The 21030-nt window shown below is 66.8% G+C and carries 23 protein-coding genes; 12 read left to right on the top strand and 11 right to left on the bottom strand.

What is annotated here, in order from left to right; all coding sequences use genetic code 11:
* Nucleotides 1-4 precede the first annotated feature (4 nt).
* A complete protein-coding gene (locus L0963_RS00385) occupies nt 5-673 on the bottom strand; it encodes a Tim44/TimA family putative adaptor protein (protein WP_234178433.1) in 669 nt (222 codons plus the stop codon).
* 262 nt (nt 674-935) lie between these two features.
* On the opposite strand from L0963_RS00385, the gene secB reads away from it, so the two are divergent.
* The 4 genes from secB to L0963_RS00365 all read left to right on the top strand — a co-directional run bounded on the left by secB (nt 936) and on the right by L0963_RS00365 (nt 4910).
* Entirely contained in the window at nt 936-1448 is a 513-nt protein-coding gene (gene secB, locus L0963_RS00380) for a protein-export chaperone SecB (RefSeq protein ID WP_003041665.1), read from the top strand.
* 27 nt (nt 1449-1475) lie between these two features.
* Complete coding sequence (gene murJ / locus L0963_RS00375) at nt 1476-3074, top strand: murein biosynthesis integral membrane protein MurJ (protein ID WP_234178432.1); 1599 nt, start codon at nt 1476-1478, stop codon at nt 3072-3074.
* Between the two features lie 3 nt (nt 3075-3077).
* Nucleotides 3078-4094: a tryptophan--tRNA ligase gene (gene trpS / locus L0963_RS00370; protein ID WP_186401618.1), complete on the top strand. Its 1017-nt coding sequence runs from the start codon at nt 3078-3080 to the stop codon at nt 4092-4094.
* Nucleotides 4095-4208: 114 nt separating this feature from the next.
* Nucleotides 4209-4910: a DUF4136 domain-containing protein gene (locus L0963_RS00365; protein ID WP_082813247.1), complete on the top strand. Its 702-nt coding sequence runs from the start codon at nt 4209-4211 to the stop codon at nt 4908-4910.
* A gap of 63 nt (nt 4911-4973) precedes the next feature.
* Here the strand turns inward: L0963_RS00365 and L0963_RS00360 are convergent, their stop codons facing one another.
* The 6 genes from L0963_RS00360 to crtY are packed head-to-tail and all read right to left on the bottom strand — an operon-like array spanning nt 4974 to nt 10239.
* Nucleotides 4974-5495 carry an AAA family ATPase gene (locus L0963_RS00360; protein WP_234178431.1) on the bottom strand — a complete coding sequence of 174 codons (522 nt, stop codon included), beginning with the start codon at nt 5493-5495 and terminating at the stop codon, nt 4974-4976.
* On the bottom strand, nt 5492-6064 hold the full coding sequence (gene pnuC / locus L0963_RS00355; RefSeq protein ID WP_234178430.1) for a nicotinamide riboside transporter PnuC: 573 nt from the start codon (nt 6062-6064) through the stop codon (nt 5492-5494). Before pnuC ends, L0963_RS00360 begins: the two co-directional genes overlap by 4 nt.
* Nucleotides 6061-7032: a phytoene/squalene synthase family protein gene (locus L0963_RS00350; RefSeq protein ID WP_234178429.1), complete on the bottom strand. Its 972-nt coding sequence runs from the start codon at nt 7030-7032 to the stop codon at nt 6061-6063. Before L0963_RS00350 ends, pnuC begins: the two co-directional genes overlap by 4 nt.
* The gene (locus L0963_RS00345) at nt 7032-7613 is read right to left on the bottom strand and encodes a TIGR00730 family Rossman fold protein (RefSeq protein WP_234178596.1); all 582 of its coding nucleotides are present in this window, start codon (nt 7611-7613) and stop codon (nt 7032-7034) included. Before L0963_RS00345 ends, L0963_RS00350 begins: the two co-directional genes overlap by 1 nt.
* Nucleotides 7613-9085 carry a phytoene desaturase gene (locus L0963_RS00340; protein WP_234178427.1) on the bottom strand — a complete coding sequence of 491 codons (1473 nt, stop codon included), beginning with the start codon at nt 9083-9085 and terminating at the stop codon, nt 7613-7615. Before L0963_RS00340 ends, L0963_RS00345 begins: the two co-directional genes overlap by 1 nt.
* Nucleotides 9082-10239 (bottom strand): lycopene beta-cyclase CrtY, encoded by a 1158-nt coding sequence (gene crtY / locus L0963_RS00335; RefSeq protein ID WP_234178425.1) that lies wholly within the window; start codon nt 10237-10239, stop codon nt 9082-9084. The genes L0963_RS00340 and crtY overlap by 4 nt, the downstream gene beginning before the upstream one ends.
* Nucleotides 10240-10284: 45 nt before the next feature.
* Here crtY and L0963_RS00330 point away from each other — a divergent pair, with 45 nt between their 5' ends.
* Genes L0963_RS00330 through trmB form a run of 6 tightly spaced genes read left to right on the top strand, consistent with a single transcriptional unit; the run spans nt 10285 to nt 15736 of the window.
* Nucleotides 10285-10818: a GNAT family N-acetyltransferase gene (locus L0963_RS00330; RefSeq protein ID WP_234178424.1), complete on the top strand. Its 534-nt coding sequence runs from the start codon at nt 10285-10287 to the stop codon at nt 10816-10818.
* On the top strand, nt 10815-11603 hold the full coding sequence (locus L0963_RS00325) for a sterol desaturase family protein (protein ID WP_234178423.1): 789 nt from the start codon (nt 10815-10817) through the stop codon (nt 11601-11603). Before L0963_RS00330 ends, L0963_RS00325 begins: the two co-directional genes overlap by 4 nt.
* Nucleotides 11584-11958, top strand: coding sequence for a DUF2141 domain-containing protein (locus tag L0963_RS00320; RefSeq protein ID WP_234178422.1), 375 nt, complete (start codon nt 11584-11586; stop codon nt 11956-11958). The genes L0963_RS00325 and L0963_RS00320 overlap by 20 nt, the downstream gene beginning before the upstream one ends.
* A 39-nt stretch (nt 11959-11997) precedes the next feature.
* The gene (gene lnt, locus L0963_RS00315) at nt 11998-13683 is read left to right on the top strand and encodes an apolipoprotein N-acyltransferase (RefSeq protein ID WP_234178421.1); all 1686 of its coding nucleotides are present in this window, start codon (nt 11998-12000) and stop codon (nt 13681-13683) included.
* A 50-nt stretch (nt 13684-13733) separates the two neighbouring features.
* Nucleotides 13734-14960 (top strand): methionine adenosyltransferase, encoded by a 1227-nt coding sequence (metK, locus tag L0963_RS00310; protein WP_186401608.1) that lies wholly within the window; start codon nt 13734-13736, stop codon nt 14958-14960.
* A 50-nt stretch (nt 14961-15010) separates the two neighbouring features.
* Nucleotides 15011-15736, top strand: a complete 726-nt coding sequence (gene trmB, locus L0963_RS00305) for a tRNA (guanine(46)-N(7))-methyltransferase TrmB (protein WP_062903090.1) — start codon at nt 15011-15013, stop codon at nt 15734-15736.
* Between the two features lie 26 nt (nt 15737-15762).
* On the opposite strand, the gene L0963_RS00300 is transcribed toward trmB, so the two are convergent.
* Entirely contained in the window at nt 15763-16530 is a 768-nt protein-coding gene (locus tag L0963_RS00300) for a sulfite exporter TauE/SafE family protein (protein WP_062901573.1), read from the bottom strand.
* Between the two features lie 111 nt (nt 16531-16641).
* The gene (locus tag L0963_RS00295; RefSeq protein ID WP_003041844.1) at nt 16642-17568 is read right to left on the bottom strand and encodes a LysR family transcriptional regulator; all 927 of its coding nucleotides are present in this window, start codon (nt 17566-17568) and stop codon (nt 16642-16644) included.
* An 84-nt stretch (nt 17569-17652) separates the two neighbouring features.
* Here L0963_RS00295 and L0963_RS00290 point away from each other — a divergent pair, with 84 nt between their 5' ends.
* A complete protein-coding gene (locus L0963_RS00290) occupies nt 17653-17985 on the top strand; it encodes a hypothetical protein (RefSeq protein WP_062901571.1) in 333 nt (110 codons plus the stop codon).
* Nucleotides 17986-18084: 99 nt separating this feature from the next.
* Here the strand turns inward: L0963_RS00290 and L0963_RS00285 are convergent, their stop codons facing one another.
* Complete coding sequence (locus L0963_RS00285; protein WP_186401606.1) at nt 18085-18930, bottom strand: proline dehydrogenase; 846 nt, start codon at nt 18928-18930, stop codon at nt 18085-18087.
* The gene (locus tag L0963_RS00280) at nt 18927-20051 is read right to left on the bottom strand and encodes a GNAT family N-acetyltransferase (RefSeq protein WP_234178420.1); all 1125 of its coding nucleotides are present in this window, start codon (nt 20049-20051) and stop codon (nt 18927-18929) included. Before L0963_RS00280 ends, L0963_RS00285 begins: the two co-directional genes overlap by 4 nt.
* A 127-nt stretch (nt 20052-20178) precedes the next feature.
* Between L0963_RS00280 and L0963_RS00275 the strand changes: the two genes are divergently transcribed.
* Nucleotides 20179-21027, top strand: coding sequence for a class I SAM-dependent methyltransferase (locus L0963_RS00275; RefSeq protein ID WP_234178419.1), 849 nt, complete (start codon nt 20179-20181; stop codon nt 21025-21027).
* The last annotated feature ends 3 nt before the right edge of the window (nt 21028-21030 follow it).

Genomic DNA, 21030 nt, shown 5'->3' with positions numbered 1-21030 from the left:
CCGCTCAGGCGACGTCGGCTTCGTCGAGCAGCCAGTTGGGATCGCTGCTGCCGACCTTGCGGCGGAAGGTCCACAGATCGTCGGTCTGCACCCCGTCGGTCATCGATCCGGCGATCAGCTTGCCGTCGGCATCGCGCGTCACCGCGCTGATATCCGCCTGGTAGCGCACGGTGATGCGCGCTTCATTGCGGCCGAGTTCCACTGCGGTGATCTTGGCCGAATCGATCCCGATCAGACGGTTTTCCAGCTTTTCGCCGCGCGCTTCGCGATCCTCGATCGCCGCGATGAAACCTTCGTAGCTGTCGTCGTCGCACAGGTCGCGCAGCGTGTCGCGGTCGCCTTTCCAGAAGGCCTCGAGGATCATGCGATAGGCCGCCTGCGCGCCGTCCATGAAGCGGCCGGCATCGAAGTGGCGGTCGCTCGCCAGCAACTGGCGCAGACCGGCTTCGGCAGAGGGTTCATAGACCAGTCCGCTGTTCACCGGTGCCTGATCACGCGACGAGCCCGCGGCGTCGGCTTCGTCGAGCCGCACCGGCGCCGGCGCGGCGCGGTCGTCGCGGCGCGGCATCACGGGTTCCTGCTCATGCCCCGTCCGCTTGCCGAGCACCGAATAGAGCCGCATGCCGAGGAAGGCGGCAATCATGGCGAGCAGGATGATCGAGAAAGCGGTCACAAGCAAATCCGATACGGACAAAGGGTAAAGACGTCGCCTTTACATAGGCGATGCCGGCACATGTTTCAAATCTCCATGACCGCACCATCGCGGCGGGTCAACGATTCGTCCCTTCGCCGGGCGCCCGGCCGCGGCTCTTGCAGCCATTGTGCTGGCGCGCCGCCGCTGCTAAGCGCCGCCGCAACCATTTGACGCGGGCCTTGCACGGCCTGCGGACGGTGACCCACAGTTCATCCATCGTTTCAACGAAAGCGCATCTGACATGGCCGACGAGACCAGCATCGACATCAATCCCGCACCGCAGGCGAATGGCGAAGACACCAGCCCCGCGATCGGCCTGATTTCGCAATATGTGAAGGATCTGTCGTTCGAAAACCCCAATGCTCCGGCGGTTTTCCAGTGGCAGTCGGCGCCGCAGATGGACGTCCAGTTCAACATCGCCGCCGACGGCGTCGGTGACAATCTGTTCGAAGTGACGCTGAAGATCGACGTCACCGCCAAGCATGACGAAGGCACGGCCTTTGTCATCGAGCTCAAATATGCGGGCCTGTTCGGCGTGCGCAACGTCCCCGACGATCAGCTTCAGCCCTTCTTCCTCGCCGAAGCGCCGCGCATCCTGTTCCCCTTCGCACGCCGCGTCGTTGCCGACGTCGTGCGCGATGGCGGTTTCCAGCCGCTGCTGCTCGACCCGATCGATTTCCACGGCCTGTTCATGCAGCAGGTGCAGGCGCAGGCCGAACAGGCGGGCGACGCCGCGCCGGTCGGCCAGGCCTGATCCCGACAGCGGCGGCCGGCTGATCCGATGAGCAGCCTGGTCAAGAGCGTCGGGACGATCGGCGGGCTGACGCTGCTCAGCCGGATCTTCGGCTTCGCGCGCGACATGCTGCTTGCGCGCGTGCTCGGAGCCGGGCTGGCGGCCGACGCCTTTCAGCTCGCCTTCACCCTGCCCAACACCTTTCGGCGGCTGTTTGCCGAGGGCGCTTTCTCGGTCGCCTTCGTGCCGATGTACAGTCGCGCGCTGCACAGCAGCGAAGGCGACGGCGAAGCGGCGGCGGCGCGCTTCGCCGACGATGTGCTGTCGGTCTTTCTGTGGACGCTGCTCGTCTTTTCGGGCGTCATGATGGCCGTAATGCCGGGAATCGTGTGGATTCTCGCGCGTGATTTTGGCAGCGTTCCCGGCAAGTTCGAGCTGGCGGTCTTCCTCAGCCGCGTCACCTTTCCCTATCTGGCGCTGATCAGCCTCGTCGCGATGCTGTCGGGCCTGCTGAACGCGCGGTCGCGCTTTGCGCCCGGCGCCTTTGCGCCCGTGATCCTCAACATCGTGCTGATCGGCGGGATCATCACCGGCTGGTGGCTGCGCGGCGACAGTCACGACGACCGGATCGTCGCGATCGCGCTCGCGGCAGCGGTCAGCCTCGCGGGGGTTGCCCAGCTTGCCTATCTGTGGTGGGCGGTGCGACGCGCCGGGCTGCGCCTGCATCTGCGGCTGCCGCGGCTGACGCCCGAGGTCCGGCGGCTGGGCATGCTGATCCTTCCCGCGACGTTCGGCGCGGGCATCTACCAGATCAGCCAGTTCGTCGACACCTTCTTCGCCACCTCGCTGCCGCAGGGGTCGCTAACCTTGCTCAAGCTCGCTGACCGGCTCAACCAGTTGCCTCTCGGCATTGTCGGCATTGCGCTCGGCACAGCGATCCTGCCGATGCTGTCGCGCCATATTCACAGCGGCGACGCCGCCGAGGCGCAGCGGTTGCAGAGCAATGCCTTTGAAATGGCGACGCTGCTCACCCTGCCCGCCGCCGCGGCGCTTGCCATTTGCGCGCCCGCCTTCGTCACCGCCTTTTTCGTCGGCGGCAAATTCACCGCGGCCGACGGCGCAATCATGGCCCATATCGTCGTGGCACTGGTCGCGGGGCTGCCGGCCTATGTGATCGTCAAGATATTGAACCCCGGCTTCTTCGCGCGCGAAGACACACGGACGCCGGTGTGGACCGCGCTCGCCGCGCTCACCCTCAATATTGCGATCAACCTCTATGTCGTGGAACGCTATGGCATCGTCGGACTCGCCGGGGCGACCGCAGCGTCGGCAAGCTTCAACTGCCTGCTGCTCTATGCCGTGCTCCACCGCCGCGGCTGGTTCCATTTTACCGCCCGGCTGGCAAGCCGGATCGCACGGCAGATCGTCGCGGTCGCGGCAATGTCGGCGCTGCTCGTCTGGCTGATGCCCGTCATCGCCCCCTATTATGGCGGCAATGTCGCCGAACGGGTCGGCGCGCTCGCCGCGCTCGTGCTGGCGGGCGGCGCGACCTTTTTCGCCATGGGTTTCCTTGTCGGTGCGCTTGACAAGGATCTGGTCGCCATGCTGACGCGGCGCCGCGGCAAGCCCGCGCCAACACAGGAGTAAGACATGCGGATCGTTTCGGGCATCCAGCCCACCGGAAATTTGCACCTAGGCAATTATCTGGGCGCGATCCGCAACTGGGTGCGGATGCAGGATCAGGTGGCGAGCGAAGGCGGCGACTGCCTGTTCTTTCTGGCCGACCTGCACGCAATCTCGATGCCGCACGTCCCGGCCGATCTGACCGCAAACACCCGCGCGATGACTGCGGCGCTCGTCGCCTGCGGCATCGACCCCGACCGTTCGACCCTGTTCAACCAGGCGCGCGTCCCCGCGCATGCCGAGCTGCAATGGCTGCTCAACGGCACCGCGCGGATCGGCTGGCTGAACCGGATGACGCAGTTCAAGGACAAGTCGGGCAAGAATCGCGAGGGCGCCTCGGCGGCGCTCTACACCTATCCGGTGCTGCAGGCGGCCGACGTGCTGCTCTATCAGGCGACGCACGTTCCCGTCGGCGAGGACCAGAAGCAGCATCTGGAGCTGGCGCGCGACATCGCGCAGAAGTTCAACAATGACTATGCGAGCGCGGAAGACCCGGTCTTCACCCTGCCCGAACCGATCATCCCGCCCGACGCGGCACGGATCATGAGCCTGCGCGACGGGTCGGCCAAGATGTCCAAATCCGATCCGTCGGACATGAGCCGCATCAACCTGACCGACGATGCTGACACGATGATGCAGAAGGTGAAGAAGGCGAAGACCGATCCCGAACCGCTGCCGTCCGAGGCCGCAGGGCTGGAAGGGCGGCCCGAGGCGCGCAATCTGGTGGGGATTTACGCCACGCTTGCCGACTCGAGCACCGACGCGGTGCTGCAACAGTTCGGCGGGCAGGGCTTCGGCGCGTTCAAGCCCGCGCTCGGCGAGCTGCTGGTCGAGCGGCTGGCGCCGATCAACGCGCGCTTCGTCGCGCTCAAGGACGACCAGACGGCGCTCGACGCGATCCTCGACAAGGGCGCCGACAAGGCACGCGCGCTTGCAAAGCCGACGCTCGACACCACATATAAGGTCTTGGGGCTTTGCCGCTAAGTCATTGTCTGTGTGGAACGGAGCTGCGACGAAGCGGGTTAAACCAAGGTTCAGCCGCGCCGGCGTAGTCATGCTATAAACGGTGTGTGCTGTGCGCGCACCGAATCACGGAGCATGATGATGAGCAAGACAATCTTTCGGCGTCTGGGACTCGCCGCCATGACGGGCGCGGCGCTGGTGATGGCCGGCTGTGCCGCCACGCCCTTCCGCGCCGATGTCGCGCGCTTCCAGACCCAGCTTCCTGCACCGCAGGGGCAGAGCTTCGCGATCGAGGCGAATGACCCGGCGCTGCAGGGCGGGATCGAGTTCAATCAATATGCGACGCTCGTCGCGGGTGAACTGACGCGCTATGGCTATCGTCCCGCCGCCCCCGGCGAAAAGGCCGACATGGTCGTGCGCATGGATTATGGCATCGACAAGGGGCGCGAACGCGTCGTCTCCTCGCCCGGCTTCGGCAATCCCTGGTACGGCGGCTATTACGGCCGCGGCTTCTATTCGCCGCCCGTGATAGTGCGCGGCCCCCGCGGGCGCCGCTATATCTACGGCTGGCGCGACCCCTTCATGTGGGGCGGCTTCGGCCCGAGCTGGGGCTATAATGACGTCGAAAGCTTCACCGTCTACACCAGCGACCTCAATCTGCAGATCAGCCGCGCCGCCGACGGCTATCGACTGTTCGAAGGCCATGCACAGGCGCAGTCACGCGATAATGACCTGACGCAGATCGTTCCCAATCTTGTCGAGGCGATGTTCACCAACTTCCCCGGCAATTCGGGCGAACGGGTGCGCATCACCGTGGCGCCGCCCGAAAAGAAGTAACCGCCAAAGGTGGTTTTGTAAAAGCCCGCCTTCAGGCCGAAGGCGGGCTTTTTCGTGCGCGACCTATCGATCAGGCCCCGCCGCTGCGATCGCGGCGAGCGCGCTTTCGAGGCGGGCGTCGCCATCGCCTTCGACCCAGGCCCAGGGCAGGCGGCGGCGGTCGAGTTCAGCGATCGCGACATCCATGAACTGCCGCCGTGCAAGGTCGCTTCCGAACAGCCGTGTGCCGTCCTCGCGCCACGGCAGGTCGAGCGCGGGGACGAGGTAGAAGTCGGCGACATCACTCCAGGCGTCGATTTCGGGCAGGCGCCGGCCGAGCAGCATGATCGCCCACGCCTGCGTCATCAGCGGATCGGTGTCCGAGATCACCCACGCCGGGACTTGCGCGAGGGCAAGCTTCGTCGCGGCGACATGGCCGTGAAAGATGGCGAGCAGGTCGCCGGCATCGAGATCGGTGCCGTTCGCCTCGCAATAGGTGCGACCATATTCGGGGATGACCACGCCGCCCAGACGCGCGGCAAGACGCGGCGCCAGCTTCGACTTGCCGGTCGATTCGGCGCCGTGGAGGCCGATATGGCGCGTCATGCAGGCATCGCTGCGGGCGCTGCGGCGGCGCGGCGCCACTGGATCAGCCCGTCGATCGACAGTCCCAGCAGGACGACATAGACCGCGCTGGTCGCATAAAGGCCGCGCCAAGCGAACAGCGGCACCGCGATCAGATCGACGAGAATCCACAGCCACCAGCTTTCGACCCGGCGCCGCGCGAGCAGCCATTGCGCCGCGATGCTGAGCATCGCGATGCCGCCGTCGATCCACGGCGCCGCGGCGTCGGTGTAGCGGTGCATCGCCGAGCTCCACGCGACCCATGCTACCCCAACAGCGGCGCCCCATCGCCAGCGATCGCGGCCGGGCATCCATCCGACGGGCACGCCGCTGTCGTCGCGCGCGCGAACCCAGCTGAGCCAGCCGTAAAGATTGAGGACGAAGAAAAATCCCTGGAGCAGCATGTCGCTGTACAGCTTCGCTTCGTAGAAGACGAAGGCATAGAGGGTGACGGCAGCGAGCGCGAAAGGATAGTTCCACACCTTGCGCATCGCGACCAGCGCGACGTTGATCAGGACGAGCGCGGCGGCCAGCCACTCGAGCTGGCTCACTGCGCCGTCTCCGCGCCGCCGGCTATCCGCGGGCGGGTCCACAACCCGTCGCGGGCAATGCGCCGCAGCGGCGGGCGGCGCAGCACCGACCAGCCGGCGCGCGCCACCCAGCCGAATTTCGCGGCGGGCGTCGTCGCGGTGCGATGGTCCCACGCATGATCGCCGCGGCGCCGCACCGCCCGCGCGATGTCGCCATAGATGCCCGCGGCCGCAAGCACCGCCCAGCGGCTGCGCGGCGGCAGCTTGCGCGCCCCCCAGCGCGCCGACGCTTCATATTCTCCGGCCATTTCCGCGAGCCATTTCGCCATCACGGCAAGACGCGGACGAAAGGCGGGATGCATATGCTGACCCGGCGGAATGTCCAGCTCGACCAGCCAGTCGACCGGCAGATAGCAGCGGTCGGCCGCCGCATCTTCGGCAATGTCGCGCGCAATATTGGCGAGCTGGAATGCTATGCCGAGGTCGGACGCACGGTCGAGCGTCGTTTCGTCCGTCGGATCGACCCCCATGACGAGCGCCATCGCGATGCCGACCGCGCCCGCGACATGATAGCAATAGCGCAACAGATCGGCCTCGCTGCGCGGGCGCCAGTCGGCGGCGTCGAGTTCGAAGCCCGCGACGATGTCGTCGATCACCGCGCGCGGGATCGCGACCTCGGTCAGCAACAGGCCAAGCGCGTCGAAGGCGGGGTCACCTGTGGGGTCGCCGGCAAAGGCGCGATCGGTCAGGTCGCGGATGCGCGCGACCGCCGCCACCGGGTCGTGCCCCGCGCGCATGGTGCCGCCATGATCCTGCCCGTCGGTCAGATCGTCGGCGGCGCGGCACCAGGCATAGAGCAGCAGCACCCGTTCGCGTGTCCGCCGGTCGAACAGCCGGCTGGCGAGCGCAAAGCTTTTCGACCCGCGCGCGATGCTGTCGTGCGCAAAGCGGTGCAGGGCCGCCGCATCATAGCCCCCGGCCGCGGTCATTACAGATCGTCGGCCTTCATCGCGAAGATCGGCTCGTGCGGCTGGTAAGCGGCCATCTTGTCGAGCAGTTCGCCGATTCCCGCATCGACAATCATGATCCCGGCGTGCGCGGGCCGGATGAAGCCGACGTCGATCATCCGGCGATTGAAGGCGATCAGATCGTTATAGAAACCCGCCGCGTTGAGCAGCCCGACCGGCTTGGCATGATAGCCGAGTTGCGCCCAGCTGATCGCTTCCCACAATTCGTCCATCGTCCCGACGCCGCCGGGGATGGTCAGAAAGCCGTCCGACAGGTCGGTGAACATCTTCTTGCGTTCGTGCATACCCGAAACGACGTGCAGTTTGGTGCAGCCGCGATGCGCGACCTCGGTCCCGACGAGCGCATCCGGGATCACCCCGATCACCTCGCCGCCCGCTTCGAGGGCGCTGTCGGCGACCGCACCCATCAGCCCGAGCCGGCCCCCGCCATAGACGACCCCGATTCCGCGGCTCGCCAGCGTCCGGCCGACGTGGCGCGCGGTTTCCATATAGATCGGGTCTTCGGGGGTTGCGGACCCACAATAGACGGCAATGCGTTTCATCATTCTTCCAACATCAATTGGGCGGTCGCCTTCGCGCTGCCGACGACACCTGGAATACCGGCGCCCGGATGCGTCCCGGCGCCGACGAAGTAAAGGTTCGAAATCATATCGTCGCGATTATGGGCGCGAAACCACGCGCTCTGCCATAGCACGGGTTCGAGGCTGAAGGCGCTGCCAAGATGCGCCGACAGATCGCGGCCGAAATCGGCGGGCGTATAGTGAAAGCGCGTGACAAGATTGGCGCGGAGTCCGGGCGCGACGCGGCGCTCGACCTCTTCGAGGATCGCGTCGGCAAAACGCGCGCCGAAATCGCCGTCCCAGTCGGCCTTCGCCTTGCCGAGATGCGCGACCGGGGCGAGTGCGTAGAAGGTCGAATGGCCGGGCGGCGCCATGCCGGGATCGGTGATGCTGGGATGATGGAGGTAGAGCGAGAAATCGTCGGGCACCCTCCCGCCATAGATGTCGTCGAGCAGCCCCTTGTAGCGCGGGCCGAAGAGGATGCTGTGGTGCGCGACGTCCGGATAGTCGCCCTTCGCGCCGAAATGGATGACGAAGAGCGATGGCGACCAGCGCTTGCGCGCCAGGCTTTTGGCGACCTTTGCCCCGCGCGAATGGTCGAGAAGATCTCTATAGCTGTGCATCAGGTCGCCGTTGCACGCGACCATATCGGCCGCACCCTGCCAGCCGCCGACGGTCACCACCCCGGTCGCGCGATCGCCCTGCGTCTCGATCCGCGCCACTGGATCGTCCAGCCGCAGCACCCCGCCCAGCCGCTCGAACAATCGCACCATCGCCGCGACCAGCGCGTTGGTGCCGGCGCGCGCGAACCACACGCCGCCGTCCTTTTCGATGGTGTGGATCAGCGCATAGATGCTGCTGGTCGTCATCGGATTACCGCCGACAAGCAGCGTGTGGAACGACAGCGCCTGCCGCAGCCGTTCGTCCTTCACATAAGAGGATACGATCGAATAGACGCTGCGCCATGCCTGATATTTCGCAAGCGCAGGCGCCGCGCGAAGCATCGCGGCGAAATCGAGGAAGGCGACCGAGCCGAGCTTCACATAGCCTTCTTCATAAACCCCGCGCGAATAATCGAGAAAACGCTCGTACCCCGCGACATCGGCGGGATCGAGCTTCGCGATTTCGGCGCGCAGCGCCGCCTCGTCGTTCGAATAGTCGAAGTTGGTGCCGTCGGGCCAGTTCAGCCGATAAAAGGGGGTGACGGGCACAAGATCGACGTCGGCCGCCATGTCCTGACCACTGAGCGCCCACAGTTCATTGAGGCAGGGCGGGTCGGTGATGACGGTCGGCCCCGCGTCGAACGTGAACCCTTCGCGCTTCCAATGATAGGCGCGCCCGCCGGGCTTGTCGCGCGCTTCGACGACCGTGGTCGCGATGCCCGCCGACTGGAGCCGGATCGCGAGCGCAAGCCCGCCGAACCCCGCACCGATAACGATGGCCCTTCGCGTCATAGCCAGTCGAAACTCCCGATCGCCCTGATCGCCCGCCCGATAGGCACCGGCGGGCGGCCCGACAAGAGACGCAGCCGGTCGGCACCGCTCGACGCGCCGGCGTAGAAGCGCGCGATGAGTGCCGGCGACAGGCGATAGAAGCGCTGGAAGATGCGATAGCGCTCGGCCGGTTCCGCCGCGCGGAACAGCATCGCGCCGAGCATGCGGTAAAAGCGCTGACGCCGCCACGCGGTCGCCGCATCGGCGCGCAGCCGCGCGCCCAGATCGGCGCGATCGACGAGCGCGGGAAGCGCCGCCGCGGCGCGCACCGCGTCGGGCAGCGAATAGCCGGTCGTGGCGTGAAAGCGACCCGCGCGCACGCCAGTACGCGCCACGGCGTCGTCCCGCGGCCAGATCGCGTCGAAATCGCCCGCCATGACGACGGGCAGCCATCCGGTTTCCTCGCGCGCGACTGCACTGACCGTCCACCCGCGCGCCGCCGCATAATCGGCGATCCGCGCGCGAACCGCGCCGACGTCAAGGTCGGCATCGTCGCCATAATAGGTGTCCTCGACGAAGACGGTCTCGGCATCGAAAGGCAGACAGTAGACAAAGCGATAACCGCCAATCTGATCGACCGTCGCATCCATCACCACGGGCTGAGTGAGGCCGTGTCCACCCGCCACGCGCAGAGCCTGCCCGACGAATTTCTGCCAGCCGCAATCGACCCCCGTGAGGTCGCCGATCCCGCGCGCGTCGATGACGTGGCGCGCGGCGAGCCGGTCGCCGCCCTCCAGCAGCACCGATTGCGGCGCGAGCCGCGTCGCCGCCTTAGCGATCAGCCGTTCGGGCGGCAGCAGCGCGGCGACCGCCTCCGCCAGCGTTTCGCTGTCGATGCTGTTGTAGGGCATGGCAATCGCCCGGCGATAGGCGGGAAAGGCAATGTCATAGCCGCTCCAGCGATGCGCGATCAGCGGCTCGATCAGCCAGCGGTCGCGCGCCGCGACGTCGCCGTCGAAAAAGGACCACAGATGATTGCCGCCGACCGGCCCCGGCTCGATTAGCCGCACGTCGAGATCGGGGCGCCGCCGCGCCAGCGCGAGCGTTGCCAACCCGCCGGCGAGCCCGCCGCCGACGATGGCAATGTCGCAAGAGTCGGAATCGGCGCGGTTCATCCAGCAGCCCTAGCGAGGCTGGCGGCGAGCGGCTATCGCTTTCGCATGGCAGCGCTAGTTCCCGTCATCCGCTCCGCGACCCCTGACGATGCCAGGGCCATCGCCGCAATCTATGCGCACCACGTCGCGCACGGAACCGCCAGCTACGACACCGAACCGCGCAGCACGCTCGCCACCGCGGCGTTGATTTCGGAGCATCGCGCAAAGGGCTGGCCCTTTCTGGTCGCCGAGGCGGCCGACGGCGGGCCCCTGGGCTATGCCTATGCCAGCCAGTTCCGCCCGCGCGCCGCCTATGCCTGGGCGTGCGAGGACAGCATTTATGTGGCCCCGGCGCAGCAGGGACGCGGGGTCGGCCGAGCCTTGCTCGCCGCGCTGCTCGACGCCGCCGAAGTATCTGGCTTCCGCACGATGGTCGCGGTGATCGGCGGCGCCGAGCCTGCCTCGATCGCGCTCCACGCGGCGGCGGGTTTTGTCCATGCGGGGCGCCTCGCCGGCATGGGCTGGAAGCATGGGCGCTGGCTCGACACCGTCTATATGCAGCGCCCGCTCGGCGACGGCACCGCGAGCGCGCCCGCATGAGCGCCGCGCTCGCTATCGCGCTCTCGGCGCTTGCGATGACCTTGATCGTCGGCGGACGCTATCTGCTGAGCAGCGGAGGATTTGCACTCGCAACGCGGCTCAAGCATCCCGGTCTCTATCGCGGGCTCGAGACGCAGATGCGGCGAGAAATCGGCTGGAGCCTTGCCAGCGCAGCGATTTACGGCATTCCGGCGGGCATCGTCGCCTGGGGATGGCAGGCGCGAGGCTGGACGCGCATCTACACCGACGTCCACGCCTTTCCCCTCTGGTATCTGCCGGTCAGCCTCTTCGTCTATCTGCTGCTTCACGACACATGGTTCTATTGGACGCATCGCTGGATGCACCAGCCGCGACTGTTCCGCATCGCGCATGCCGTGCATCACCAGAGCCGGCCGCCGACCGCATGGGCGGCGATGAGCTTTCACCCGTGGGAAGCTATCACCGGCGCGATCGTCATTCCGGCGCTGGTCTTTGTCGTTCCTGCCCATGTCGCGGTGCTGGGTCTCGTGCTCGCGATCATGACGCTGATGGGGGTCGGCAATCATATGGGGTGGGAGATGTTCCCGCGCGCACTCGTTCATGGACCAGCAGGGCGCTGGCTGATAACCGCGACGCACCATGAGCAGCATCACGCTGCCTATCGGGGGAATTATGGTCTTTACTTCCGCTTCTGGGATAAGGCATGCGGCACCGATATCGGGCTGGGCAGCTTTGGCGGCGCTCGTGCCGCTGCCGGTCGCGGCGACCGCGCCGCCTCACGCTCCGATGACCGGCCCGACGGTTGAAGTCAGCATCACCGGCCTGCGCAACGTCAAGGGACAGATTCTTGTCTGCCTGACCGCCAACCCAAAGGCCTTTCCCGACTGCAGCAAGGACAAGGCGTCGGTGCAGATGGCGGTAAAGGCGGCCGACGCCGGCGATTTCAAAATTCGCGGGGTCGCCGCCGGAACCTATGCCATCGCGGTGGTCCATGACGAGAATGGCAACAACAAGATGGACATGGCGCTGTTCCTGCCAAAAGAAGGCTTCGGCTTTTCGCGCGACCCGGCGATCCGCATGGGGCCACCGAAGTTCAAATCGGCGAGCTTTGCCGTCACCGGCGACATGCGCCAGTCGATCAAGATGAAATATATGCTGTGACGATTGTGGGCGACGCGGCCGCCCGCTAAAGCAGCGCGCGTGACCGGCCTCCCCACCCGCATCGCTTCGATCGCCGACCGCTGGCCCAAAGGGCTCGCGCTGTTGCTCGGTCTGATTTCCGCAACCGGTTTTGCGCCGCTGAATCTCTGGCCGCTGACGCTGCTTGCGCTCGCGGGATGGATGCTGCTCGTCGCGCGGAGTCCGCGGGGCGCGCGTGCCTTCGGGATCGGCTGGGGCTTCGGGGTCGGCCATTTCGCGCTAGGGCTCAACTGGATTGCGACCGCCTTCACCTATCAGGCGGCGATGCCCGCATGGCTGGGGTGGATCGCGGTGGCACTGCTGTCGCTGTATCTTGCGATTTACCCAGCGCTGGCGGCTTGGGGGGCGTGGACCATCCAATGGTTCGCCGCCCCCGCCAAGCCTGCCCTGAGCGCCGGCAAGGCAGCCGAAGGGGCGGGGACGACGCTCTCCTTCATCTTCGCCTTCGCGGGGCTGTGGACGCTGGCCGAGTGGCTGCGGAGCTGGGTTTTCACAGGCTTTGCGTGGAATCCGCTGAGCGTCATCCTGGTGCCAGTTATCCCGCTTCTGTCGCCGGTGCGGTTTATCGGAACTTATGGCGTGTCGGCCATCGTCATTTTGCTGGCCGGCTTTCTATTACTCCAAGCAGTTCAGTGGTTGCCGCGCTGGTGGCGAGCCCTGATGCCGTCCTTTCGCGACGGCACCTTCCCGTCGGTCATATTGGGCGGGGCAATTTTCGCCCTGTTTGCGCTCACGATACCGTTAACGCACATGGCGCAGCTAGACGACTTGGGAAGAGCGCCAGCCAAAGCGGGGCAAGCAATTCCCATCACCGTCGTCCAGCCCAATGTCGGACAGCAGGACAAGTGGGAAGGCGACAAGGCCGACGCCAATTTCGCCAAGCTCGCGCGGCTGACGACGCCCCGGTCGGACGCGCCGCGGCTGATCCTTTGGCCCGAAGCGGCGATCCCCGACTATCTCGAGACCGGTTATCCCGCGGTCTATTACGACCGCTCGCCCGCCGAGGCGCGTGGGCGGCTGACCGCGCTGATGAACCCCGGCGACTTGATGCTGCTCGGCGCGCTCAAGCTGGAGTTCGACCGCACGGGGCAGGCCGTGGGCGCGCGCAACGCGGTGATGACGGTCCATGCCGATGGGACGCTCGGCCCGCGGTATGACAAGGCGCATCTGGTGCCCTATGGCGAATATCTGCCGATGCGGCCGCTGCTTTCGGCGATCGGCCTGTCGCGCCTCGCCCCTGGCGATCTCGATTTCTGGCCCGGTCCCGGACCTCACACGCTCGACCTGGGCGCCTTCGGCAAGGCGGGGCTGCAAATCTGTTACGAAATCATCTTCTCGGGCGAGGTCGTCGACCGCGCCCACCGCCCCGATTACATCTTCAATCCGTCGAACGATGCCTGGTTCGGTGCCTGGGGTCCGCCGCAGCATCTGGCGCAGGCGCGGCTGCGCGCGATCGAGGAAGGGCTGCCGGTGATCCGCGCAACGCCGACGGGGATCAGCGCGGTGATCGACGCCGACGGCCGGATCGTCGAAGCGCTGCCGATGCACGCCGCCGGCCGCATCGATGCCTTCATTCCAAAGGCGCAAGCGCCAACCCTGTTCGCGCGTTATGGCAACATGCTGCCCGTCGGCTTTGCCCTGCTGCTGCTCGCACTCGCCATTGCCTTTCGGCGGCGCGGGCGCTAACAGCGGGGCGACATAAAGTTTCCTTTATATTCGATTCCAAAAGGCTCCCCATGCGCAACAGCTTCCTCTTCACCTCCGAAAGCGTGTCCGAAGGACATCCCGACAAGGTGGCCGATCAGATCAGCGATTCGATCGTCGACCTGTTCCTGGCGAAGGACCCCGAAGCGCGTGTTGCGTGCGAAACGCTGACGACGACGCAGCTCGTCGTGCTGGCGGGTGAAATCCGCTGCAAGGGCGTGTTCGAAGATGGTGAGTGGGCACCGGGCGCGCTCGACGAGATTGAAGCCACCGTCCGCAACACGGTCAAGGACATCGGCTACGAACAGGCCGGCTTCCACTGGAACCAGTTCCGCTTCGAGAATAATCTGCACGGCCAGTCGGCGCATATCGCGCAGGGCGTTGACGAAAGCGCCGACAAGGATGAAGGTGCGGGCGACCAGGGGATCATGTTCGGCTATGCGTCCGACGAAACCCCCGACCTGATGCCCGCGACGCTCGACTATGCACACAAGATTCTCGAACGCATGGCGGCCGACCGCAAGGCGGGCATCGCCCCCTTCCTCGAACCCGATGCGAAGAGCCAGGTCACGCTGCGCTATGCCAACGAACGCCCGGTCGAGGCGACCGCGATCGTCGTTTCGACGCAGCATGCGCCGGGCTATTTCTTCCACGGCGGCGAAGGCGACGAGGCGAAATATCAGGAACTGCGCAAATATGTGCTCGGCGTGATCGCCGACGTGCTGCCGGCCGAATTGCTGACCGCGAACACCGTCTATCACATCAACCCGACGGGACGTTTCGAGATTGGCGGGCCAGACGGCGACGCCGGCCTGACCGGCCGCAAGATCATCGTCGACACCTATGGCGGCGCAAGCCCGCACGGTGGCGGCGCGTTCAGCGGCAAGGACCCGACCAAAGTCGACCGCTCGGCGGCCTATGTCACGCGCTACCTCGCCAAGAATATCGTCGCCGCGGGCCTTGCCCGCCGCTGCACGATCCAGCTTAGCTACGCGATCGGCGTCGCCGAGCCACTGTCGGTCTATGTCGATCTGCACGGCACGGCGGCGGAAGGCGTGACCGAGGCGGCGCTCGAGCAGCTGCTGCCGCAGCTCGTCCGCCTGACGCCGAAGGGCATCCGCACCCACCTCGGCCTCAACAAGCCGATCTATCGCCAGACCGCCGCCTATGGCCATTTCGGTCGCCAGGCGTCGGGCGATGCCTTCCCGTGGGAACGCACCGACCTCACCGACAAGCTGAAAGCTGCGTTCGCTGGCTGATGCCGCCGCGGCGCTTGCCGCCTCGGCCCGAGGCGGCTAACGCGCGCGGCATGACGGCTTATAAATCCGGCGATCCGACAACGCTCAACCGCCTTTACGGGCGCGCGAAGGGCAAAGCCCTGCGCGCGGGGCAACAGGATCTGATCGACACGCTGCTGCCGCAGATCGCGGTTCCGGCCGAAGGGCCGGTCACCGCGTCATTGCTGTTCGGCGACGCCGAAGGAGCCGGGCGTCCGCTGCACTTCGAGATCGGTTTCGGCGGCGGCGAACATATGGCGGGGCGCGCCGACATGTTGCCTGACCACGGCTTCATCGGCGCCGAGCCCTTCCTCAACGGCGTCGCGCAGGCGCTGGTGCATGTGTCGGGCGACCATGGCCGGAGCCTGCCGCTCGCCAATGTCCGTATCCACCATGGCGACGCGCTCGAGGTGCTGCGCCGCATCCCCGACGGGGCGCTGAGCTTCGCCTATTTGCTCCACCCCGACCCGTGGCCCAAGGCGCGCCATGCCAAACGGCGGATGATGAACGACGGCCCGCTCGACCTGATCGCCGCCAAGCTGAAACCCGGCGGCGAATTTCGCTTCGGCACCGACCATCCGGTCTACCTTGCCCACGCGCTGATGGTGATGCGGCGCCACCGCCACCAGTTCGAATGGCTGGCGCAAAGCGCACAGGATTTTCTGGTGCGCCCCGGCGGCTGGCCCGAAACCCGCTACGAAGCCAAGGCGCGCGCGCAGGGGCACGAGGTCTGGTATTTTCGCTATCGGCGCATCTAGATCGTCCGGTCGATTGCCCGCGGCCCTTACATCAACGCGCGATATAGTCCGAAGCAGCTCGTCGCGGTCAGGACGATGCCGACGAGTACGAGCATCAGCTTGGGGGCGATGCGCTTGGCCATGAAGGCGCCGATCGGGGCGGCGCAGACGCCGCCGATCAGCAGCCCGAGCGTCGCGCCTGCGACATCGTCGAGGCCGAGGTGCCAGATGAAGGTTGCCGACACCGCGAGCGTCAGGAAAAATTCGACGCTGTTGACCGTGCCGATCACCTTGCGCGGTTCGGCGCCCTGGACGAGCAGGTTGGAGGTCACGACAGGCCCCCAGCCGCCCCCGCCCGCCGCATCGAGGAAGCCGCCGACGAGGCCGAGCGGCGCAATCACCGTCGGCTTGCGAATTTTCGGCGGATAGAGCAGCCCGCGGATCAGCAGCCACACGCCGACGGCGACGAGATAGGCGAGGACGATCGGCTTGACGATCGCACCGTCGATCGAGGTCAGCAGATAGGCGCCGGACACCCCGCCGATCAGGCCCGGGATGAGCAGGCGGAAGAAGAGGCCCCATTCGATATTGCGGTGGAACAGATGGCTGATCCCCGACACTGCGGTCGTGAATACCTCGACGACATGGATGCGCGCCGATGCAGTGGCAGGCGGCACGCCCATCACGGCGACGAGCAAGGTATTGCAGATCACCCCGAACGCCATGCCGAGCGCGCCGTCGACGAGCTGCGCGGCGAAGCCGATCAGGATGAAGGGCAACAGCGCCGCGAAATCGAAGGTCGACAGATCGAGCATGATTCTTCCCAACTTTTTTAGTTGAGAACTAGCTGCCGCGATTTGCACGGCTTGACCAGCATAAATTTTCTGCGCGCAGCGAAGGATATTATTTGTGCGTCCAGCGGCCGATCAGGCGCCTATCTGGTCGGGCAGATATTCGCGGACATAGTCGATGAAGGCGCGCAGCTTGGGCATCACTTGCTTGCGGCTGGGGTAATAGAGGAACAGCCCGCTGGTCGCGTCGGCATAGTCGGTGAGCACCAGTTCGAGCTCGCCCGTTTCGACCATCTTCTTCGCCATCGGCTCGGCCATCATCCCGATCGCGACGCCGGTACGCATCGCGACCAGCGCGGCGATCCAGTCGTTGACGATCACCGGCCCGGTCACCCCGACCTCGAATTCGCGGTTCCCCTGCGCAAAGGTCCACGGCATCAGCGCCCCCGTCGCCAAGCGGAAGCGGATGCAGCGATGATCTTTCAGATCTTCGGGCCTTTCGGGACGCCCGAAGCGGTCGAGATAGGCAGGCGAAGCGGCCGCGACGAAGCGAAACGGGCCGGTGAGGCGAATAGCGATCACATCGGCATCGAGCGATTCACCCATCCGGACGCCGGCGTCGAAGCCCCCGGCGCTCAGGTCGGCGAGCGCGTCGTCGGCATAGATTTCCAGCTCGATCTCGGGATAGGCGTCGACGAAACCCGCGATGATCGGCTCGAACATCGGCTGCACCGCGCCGCGCATCAGGTTGATGCGCAGCCGCCCCGCCGGACGGTTGCCCAGGTTGCGCGCCGCTTCATAGGCGTCGGCCAGCCCGGCAAAGGCAGGCGCGGCGCGTTCGAGGAACATTTCGCCCGCCTGCGTCAGCCCGACGCTACGCGTCGTCCGCATGAACAAAGGCGCGCCGACGCGCGCTTCCAGCGTCTTGATCGTCTGGCTGATCGCCGAGGGAGATACGCCCAGATCAGCTGCCGCGGCGGAAAAGCTCCGCCTTTCCGCGACACGCAGGAAAGCTTCGATCCCGTCGAGCGCCCCATGGGGGATTGTTAAATCCTGCTTCAAGGCACTTGCAGATTATAGAGGATTATCTAAGTGCGCAAGCGCGCCTAAAAAGGTTGCACAACGAAACGAAAGGAAACCTCTCCCATGACCAATCAGCTCTCCTCTTTTCGCCGCTTTCCCACCGCTTTCGCGATCGTCGCCGGTTCGGCGCTCGCCTTCGGCGGCCTGATCGCTTCGACGTCGCCGGCCTATGCGCAGGGCAGCGCCGATTATCGCTGCACCGGCCTTGCCGACCAGGCGAACACCGCCGCCGACAGCGCCCAGGGTGGCAAGCAGGCCAGCGCGAAGCGCTTCGTCGCCACCGGCAAGAAGCTGTGCGAAGCGGGCAACGAACGCGCCGCCGCCAAGCAGTTCCGCGCCGCGCTCAAGGTTGCTGGCGTCGATGAAGCGACCGACAGCCAGGTTGCATCGCGCTGATCGAATAAGCCACGACACCATCTCCGGTCCGTCCTCTCTCCCTCTCCCCGGACGGACGCACAACTGGGGCGGCACCGAAACGGGCCGCCCCATTTTGTTTCAGCGATCGGCAAGCCCGATCCGGTCGCGCAGATACCATAAGGGCAGATGCGGCCGCGCAAGCGCCTTGTTGATCGCATAGGGCCACCAGCCGGGACCGAGCGGGACGTAGAGGCGCGTGCCGACCCCGCGCGTCCGCGCGGCGACGAGGGTGCGGCGCCCGGGCAGCCCGCGCAATTGTTCAAGCTCGCACGGGGTTCCCGCCGCAAGCAACCGGTCGAGCGCGGCAGCAGCCAGCGCAGGCTTGTGCGTCGCCACCGCTACGGGTGCCGCGCGCCCGGCGAGAGCGTCGATCAGCGTCCGATAGGCGGCATCGCCATCCGCCGCATCGCAAAGCGGATCGGCCCATTCGCCCTTCACCACCCGGATACGCGCCGATGTCCCGGACAGGCGCGCGGCATCTGCAGCGCTGCGCCGCCAGCGCGCGGGCAAGGCGATGCCGCTGTCCGGAAAGTCGGGCAGCAGGGCGGCAAGCGCATCCAATGTCGCGTCGGCATCGGCGGGGGCATGGGCATCAAGCAGCACCGGCAGCCCCGCGGCCGCGCCCACCTCGGCAATCCGGCGCAGCCGCTGCGGACAAAAGCCCAGCGGCGGCGCCTTGACCGACAAATAGCTTCCCGGCGGCAGCGGAGTGGCGGCGATCCGGCCGTAAGCAGCCACGATGGCGTCGGCGTCATCGGCATCGCCCTGAAAATAGCCGATCGTCACCGCGATACCGCCGCGCGACAGCCGCCGGGCGACCCGTGAGCCCGCCGCGGCGTCGGGAACCGGAAGCCAGCTGCCCGCCTGCTGCGGCAGTGCATAGCGCCGCGCGCGCAGCCAGCGCCAGAGCGGCCTATCCTTCATGTGCTGCGCCGGACCAGGCGTTGCCACACCCAATGGGCGCCGTCGGCGGCGAGCGCCAGCGCCCCCGACACGCTTGCCGGATAGGTGCGCACGCGCACGCACGCGCGCTGTTCCTGCGTCCAGAAGCGGGTGATCCAGCCCTCGGCCTCGCCGAGCAGTTCGTAGCTGCGCAGGCCCTCGCCCGCCGCCCAGCGCAGCGTGTGGAGCATCAGCAGCGTCCCCGGCGAGCATTTGCCGAAGCGGTCGTCGTGGCCAATCTTGAACAGCCAGTATCGATCGTCGCTGACCAGCGCCAATTGCATCGCCACCGCTTCGCCGCCGATCCGCATGAAGGACAGCCGGAACCGGCCCTCGGCGGCGGCATCGCGAAAAAAGCGGCGGAAGAAGGTCTCGCGGCGGCGGTCGACCGCGATCGCGCTTCCCGCCTCCAGCTTCCAGCTCTTCGCCTCGACCCCGATCGCTTCGTCGAACAGCGCGTCGAAATCCTGCAGGCCCGGCGCCAGCGTCTCGAACGTGACCGGCCCCAGCGCCTCGGCGCGCCGGGCCGCGCGCCGGAAATCGGACCGGCGGCCCGAATTGAAGTGGCTTTCGGGATCGCGCCAGCTTTCGTCGAGCACGATCAGCGGGCAGGGCATCGCCGGGCGCACCGACAGCAGGCCGCGCCCGTGCATCGCGCGGCGCAGCGCCGGCAGCAGCGGCGAGTCGGCGGAAATCCGGTCGAAGGAGAGCGGCTGGTGCAACCGCGCGAGCGCGCCCGCGATCGGGGCGGCATCATCGGGCCGCGCCGCAAGCAGATCGCCCGGCTCGAACAGTTGGCGCGATCCCGCGATGCGCCAGCGGCCGATCGCGCCCGCGTCGCGGCACAGCGGCAGGAGCGCCGAAATCGTGCGGCCGGCGCGCAGTCCGAGCAGCTTGCGGCGCTGCCCTTCGATCAACGGGGTCAGCGCGGCGGCGAAGGCGTGACTCTGGGTTGGCCAGCGGCCATGGGGTTCGAGCGCGCGCCATTCTTCGGCCAGCCAGGCGCTGCCGTCCCAGCGCGCAAGATCGATCGCGCGCGCCGAATGCGGCGGCGCCATTTGCGCGTGTCGGTCGGCGCGCTTGAAGAGATGCGCATGCAGCAAATTCTGCCCCTCTCGCCTGCGCGAATAGCGCGGAAAGGCTAATAAATGTCTGCGCGGCGCGGATCATCGCTTGACGCCGCGCGGGGCTTGCGGGAGGCAGGCGCGATCGATGCGACGGGAGGCGGCGATGACGGGCGACAAGACATCGGTGTTCGCGGACGACTGGTCGGGCGAGATGGGGCAGCGCTGGTTGCGCAATGTCGACCATTTCGAAGCGATGCTGGAACCGATCGGCACCGCGCTGCTCGATCGCGCAGCGATCGCGGCGGGCGAGCGCATCGTCGATCTGGGGTGCGGGGGCGGCGCGACGAGCCGCGCGATCGCGGCGCGCGTCGGACCGCGGGGAGCAGTGCTCGGGCTCGACATCTCGCCCGACCTGATCGTCGCGGCGCGCGCGCGGGCCGGCGCCGATTTTCCCGCGCTGCGCTTTTTCTGCGGCGATGCGGCGAGCGCGGTGCTGCCGGCAGCACCTTATGACCGGCTCGTCTCGCGTTTCGGCAGCATGTTTTTCACCGATCCCGTCGCCGCCTTTCGCCACTTGCGGACGCAGCTCGTGCCCGGCGCGCGCTTCGACCTCGCGGTCTGGGGACCGCCACGCGACAATGTCTGGATGATGGCGGTGATGGGGGTGATCCGCGCGCACGTCGACGTACCGCCCGCGACGCCGCGCGCTCCGGGGCCCTTCGCCTTCGAGGATATCGACTATCTGCGCGGCCTGCTCGCCGATGCCGGCTTTGCCCAGGTCGACATCGACGACTGGCGCGGCGATCAGGCGATCGGCGGGCCGGGGCGCACCCCTGCGGAGGCCGCCGACTTTGCGCTCGGATCGATGTCCGCTGCGCGCGTGCTGAGCGAGGCGGGCGCCGATGTGATGGCAGCGGCGCGCGCCGATCTGGAGCGCGTCTATGGCGAGCATCATGATCCCGAAGCGGGGGTTCGCCTCGGCGCGCGCGCCTGGCTGGTGACCGCCGCCTGAGCC

It is taken from the genome of Sphingopyxis sp. NFH-91 (assembly GCF_021401285.1).
GTDB classification, from domain to species: Bacteria; Pseudomonadota; Alphaproteobacteria; order Sphingomonadales; family Sphingomonadaceae; genus Sphingopyxis; species Sphingopyxis terrae_A.
This window is presented reverse-complemented; position numbering and strand designations above follow the sequence as displayed.

Excerpts from the sequence above, each read along its gene's own strand:
- L0963_RS00340 (WP_234178427.1), bottom strand. The coding sequence starts at position 9,085 with ATGACGCGAAGGGCCATCGTTATCGGTGCGGGGTTCGGCGGGCTTGCG.
- L0963_RS00300 (WP_062901573.1), bottom strand. The coding sequence starts at position 16,530 with ATGCTCGATCTGTCGACCTTCGATTTCGCGGCGCTGTTGCCCTTCATC.
- L0963_RS00320 (WP_234178422.1), top strand. The coding sequence starts at position 11,584 with ATGACCGGCCCGACGGTTGAAGTCAGCATCACCGGCCTGCGCAACGTC.
- trmB (WP_062903090.1), top strand. The coding sequence starts at position 15,011 with ATGACGGCTTATAAATCCGGCGATCCGACAACGCTCAACCGCCTTTAC.
- L0963_RS00330 (WP_234178424.1), top strand. The coding sequence starts at position 10,285 with ATGGCAGCGCTAGTTCCCGTCATCCGCTCCGCGACCCCTGACGATGCC.
- murJ (WP_234178432.1), top strand. The coding sequence starts at position 1,476 with ATGAGCAGCCTGGTCAAGAGCGTCGGGACGATCGGCGGGCTGACGCTG.
- secB (WP_003041665.1), top strand. The coding sequence starts at position 936 with ATGGCCGACGAGACCAGCATCGACATCAATCCCGCACCGCAGGCGAAT.
- L0963_RS00275 (WP_234178419.1), top strand. The coding sequence starts at position 20,179 with ATGACGGGCGACAAGACATCGGTGTTCGCGGACGACTGGTCGGGCGAG.
- L0963_RS00350 (WP_234178429.1), bottom strand. The coding sequence starts at position 7,032 with ATGACCGCGGCCGGGGGCTATGATGCGGCGGCCCTGCACCGCTTTGCG.
- L0963_RS00290 (WP_062901571.1), top strand. The coding sequence starts at position 17,653 with ATGACCAATCAGCTCTCCTCTTTTCGCCGCTTTCCCACCGCTTTCGCG.
- L0963_RS00360 (WP_234178431.1), bottom strand. The coding sequence starts at position 5,495 with ATGACGCGCCATATCGGCCTCCACGGCGCCGAATCGACCGGCAAGTCG.
- crtY (WP_234178425.1), bottom strand. The coding sequence starts at position 10,239 with ATGAACCGCGCCGATTCCGACTCTTGCGACATTGCCATCGTCGGCGGC.
- L0963_RS00365 (WP_082813247.1), top strand. The coding sequence starts at position 4,209 with ATGATGATGAGCAAGACAATCTTTCGGCGTCTGGGACTCGCCGCCATG.
- L0963_RS00345 (WP_234178596.1), bottom strand. The coding sequence starts at position 7,613 with ATGAAACGCATTGCCGTCTATTGTGGGTCCGCAACCCCCGAAGACCCG.
- metK (WP_186401608.1), top strand. The coding sequence starts at position 13,734 with ATGCGCAACAGCTTCCTCTTCACCTCCGAAAGCGTGTCCGAAGGACAT.
- L0963_RS00285 (WP_186401606.1), bottom strand. The coding sequence starts at position 18,930 with ATGAAGGATAGGCCGCTCTGGCGCTGGCTGCGCGCGCGGCGCTATGCA.
- trpS (WP_186401618.1), top strand. The coding sequence starts at position 3,078 with ATGCGGATCGTTTCGGGCATCCAGCCCACCGGAAATTTGCACCTAGGC.
- L0963_RS00325 (WP_234178423.1), top strand. The coding sequence starts at position 10,815 with ATGAGCGCCGCGCTCGCTATCGCGCTCTCGGCGCTTGCGATGACCTTG.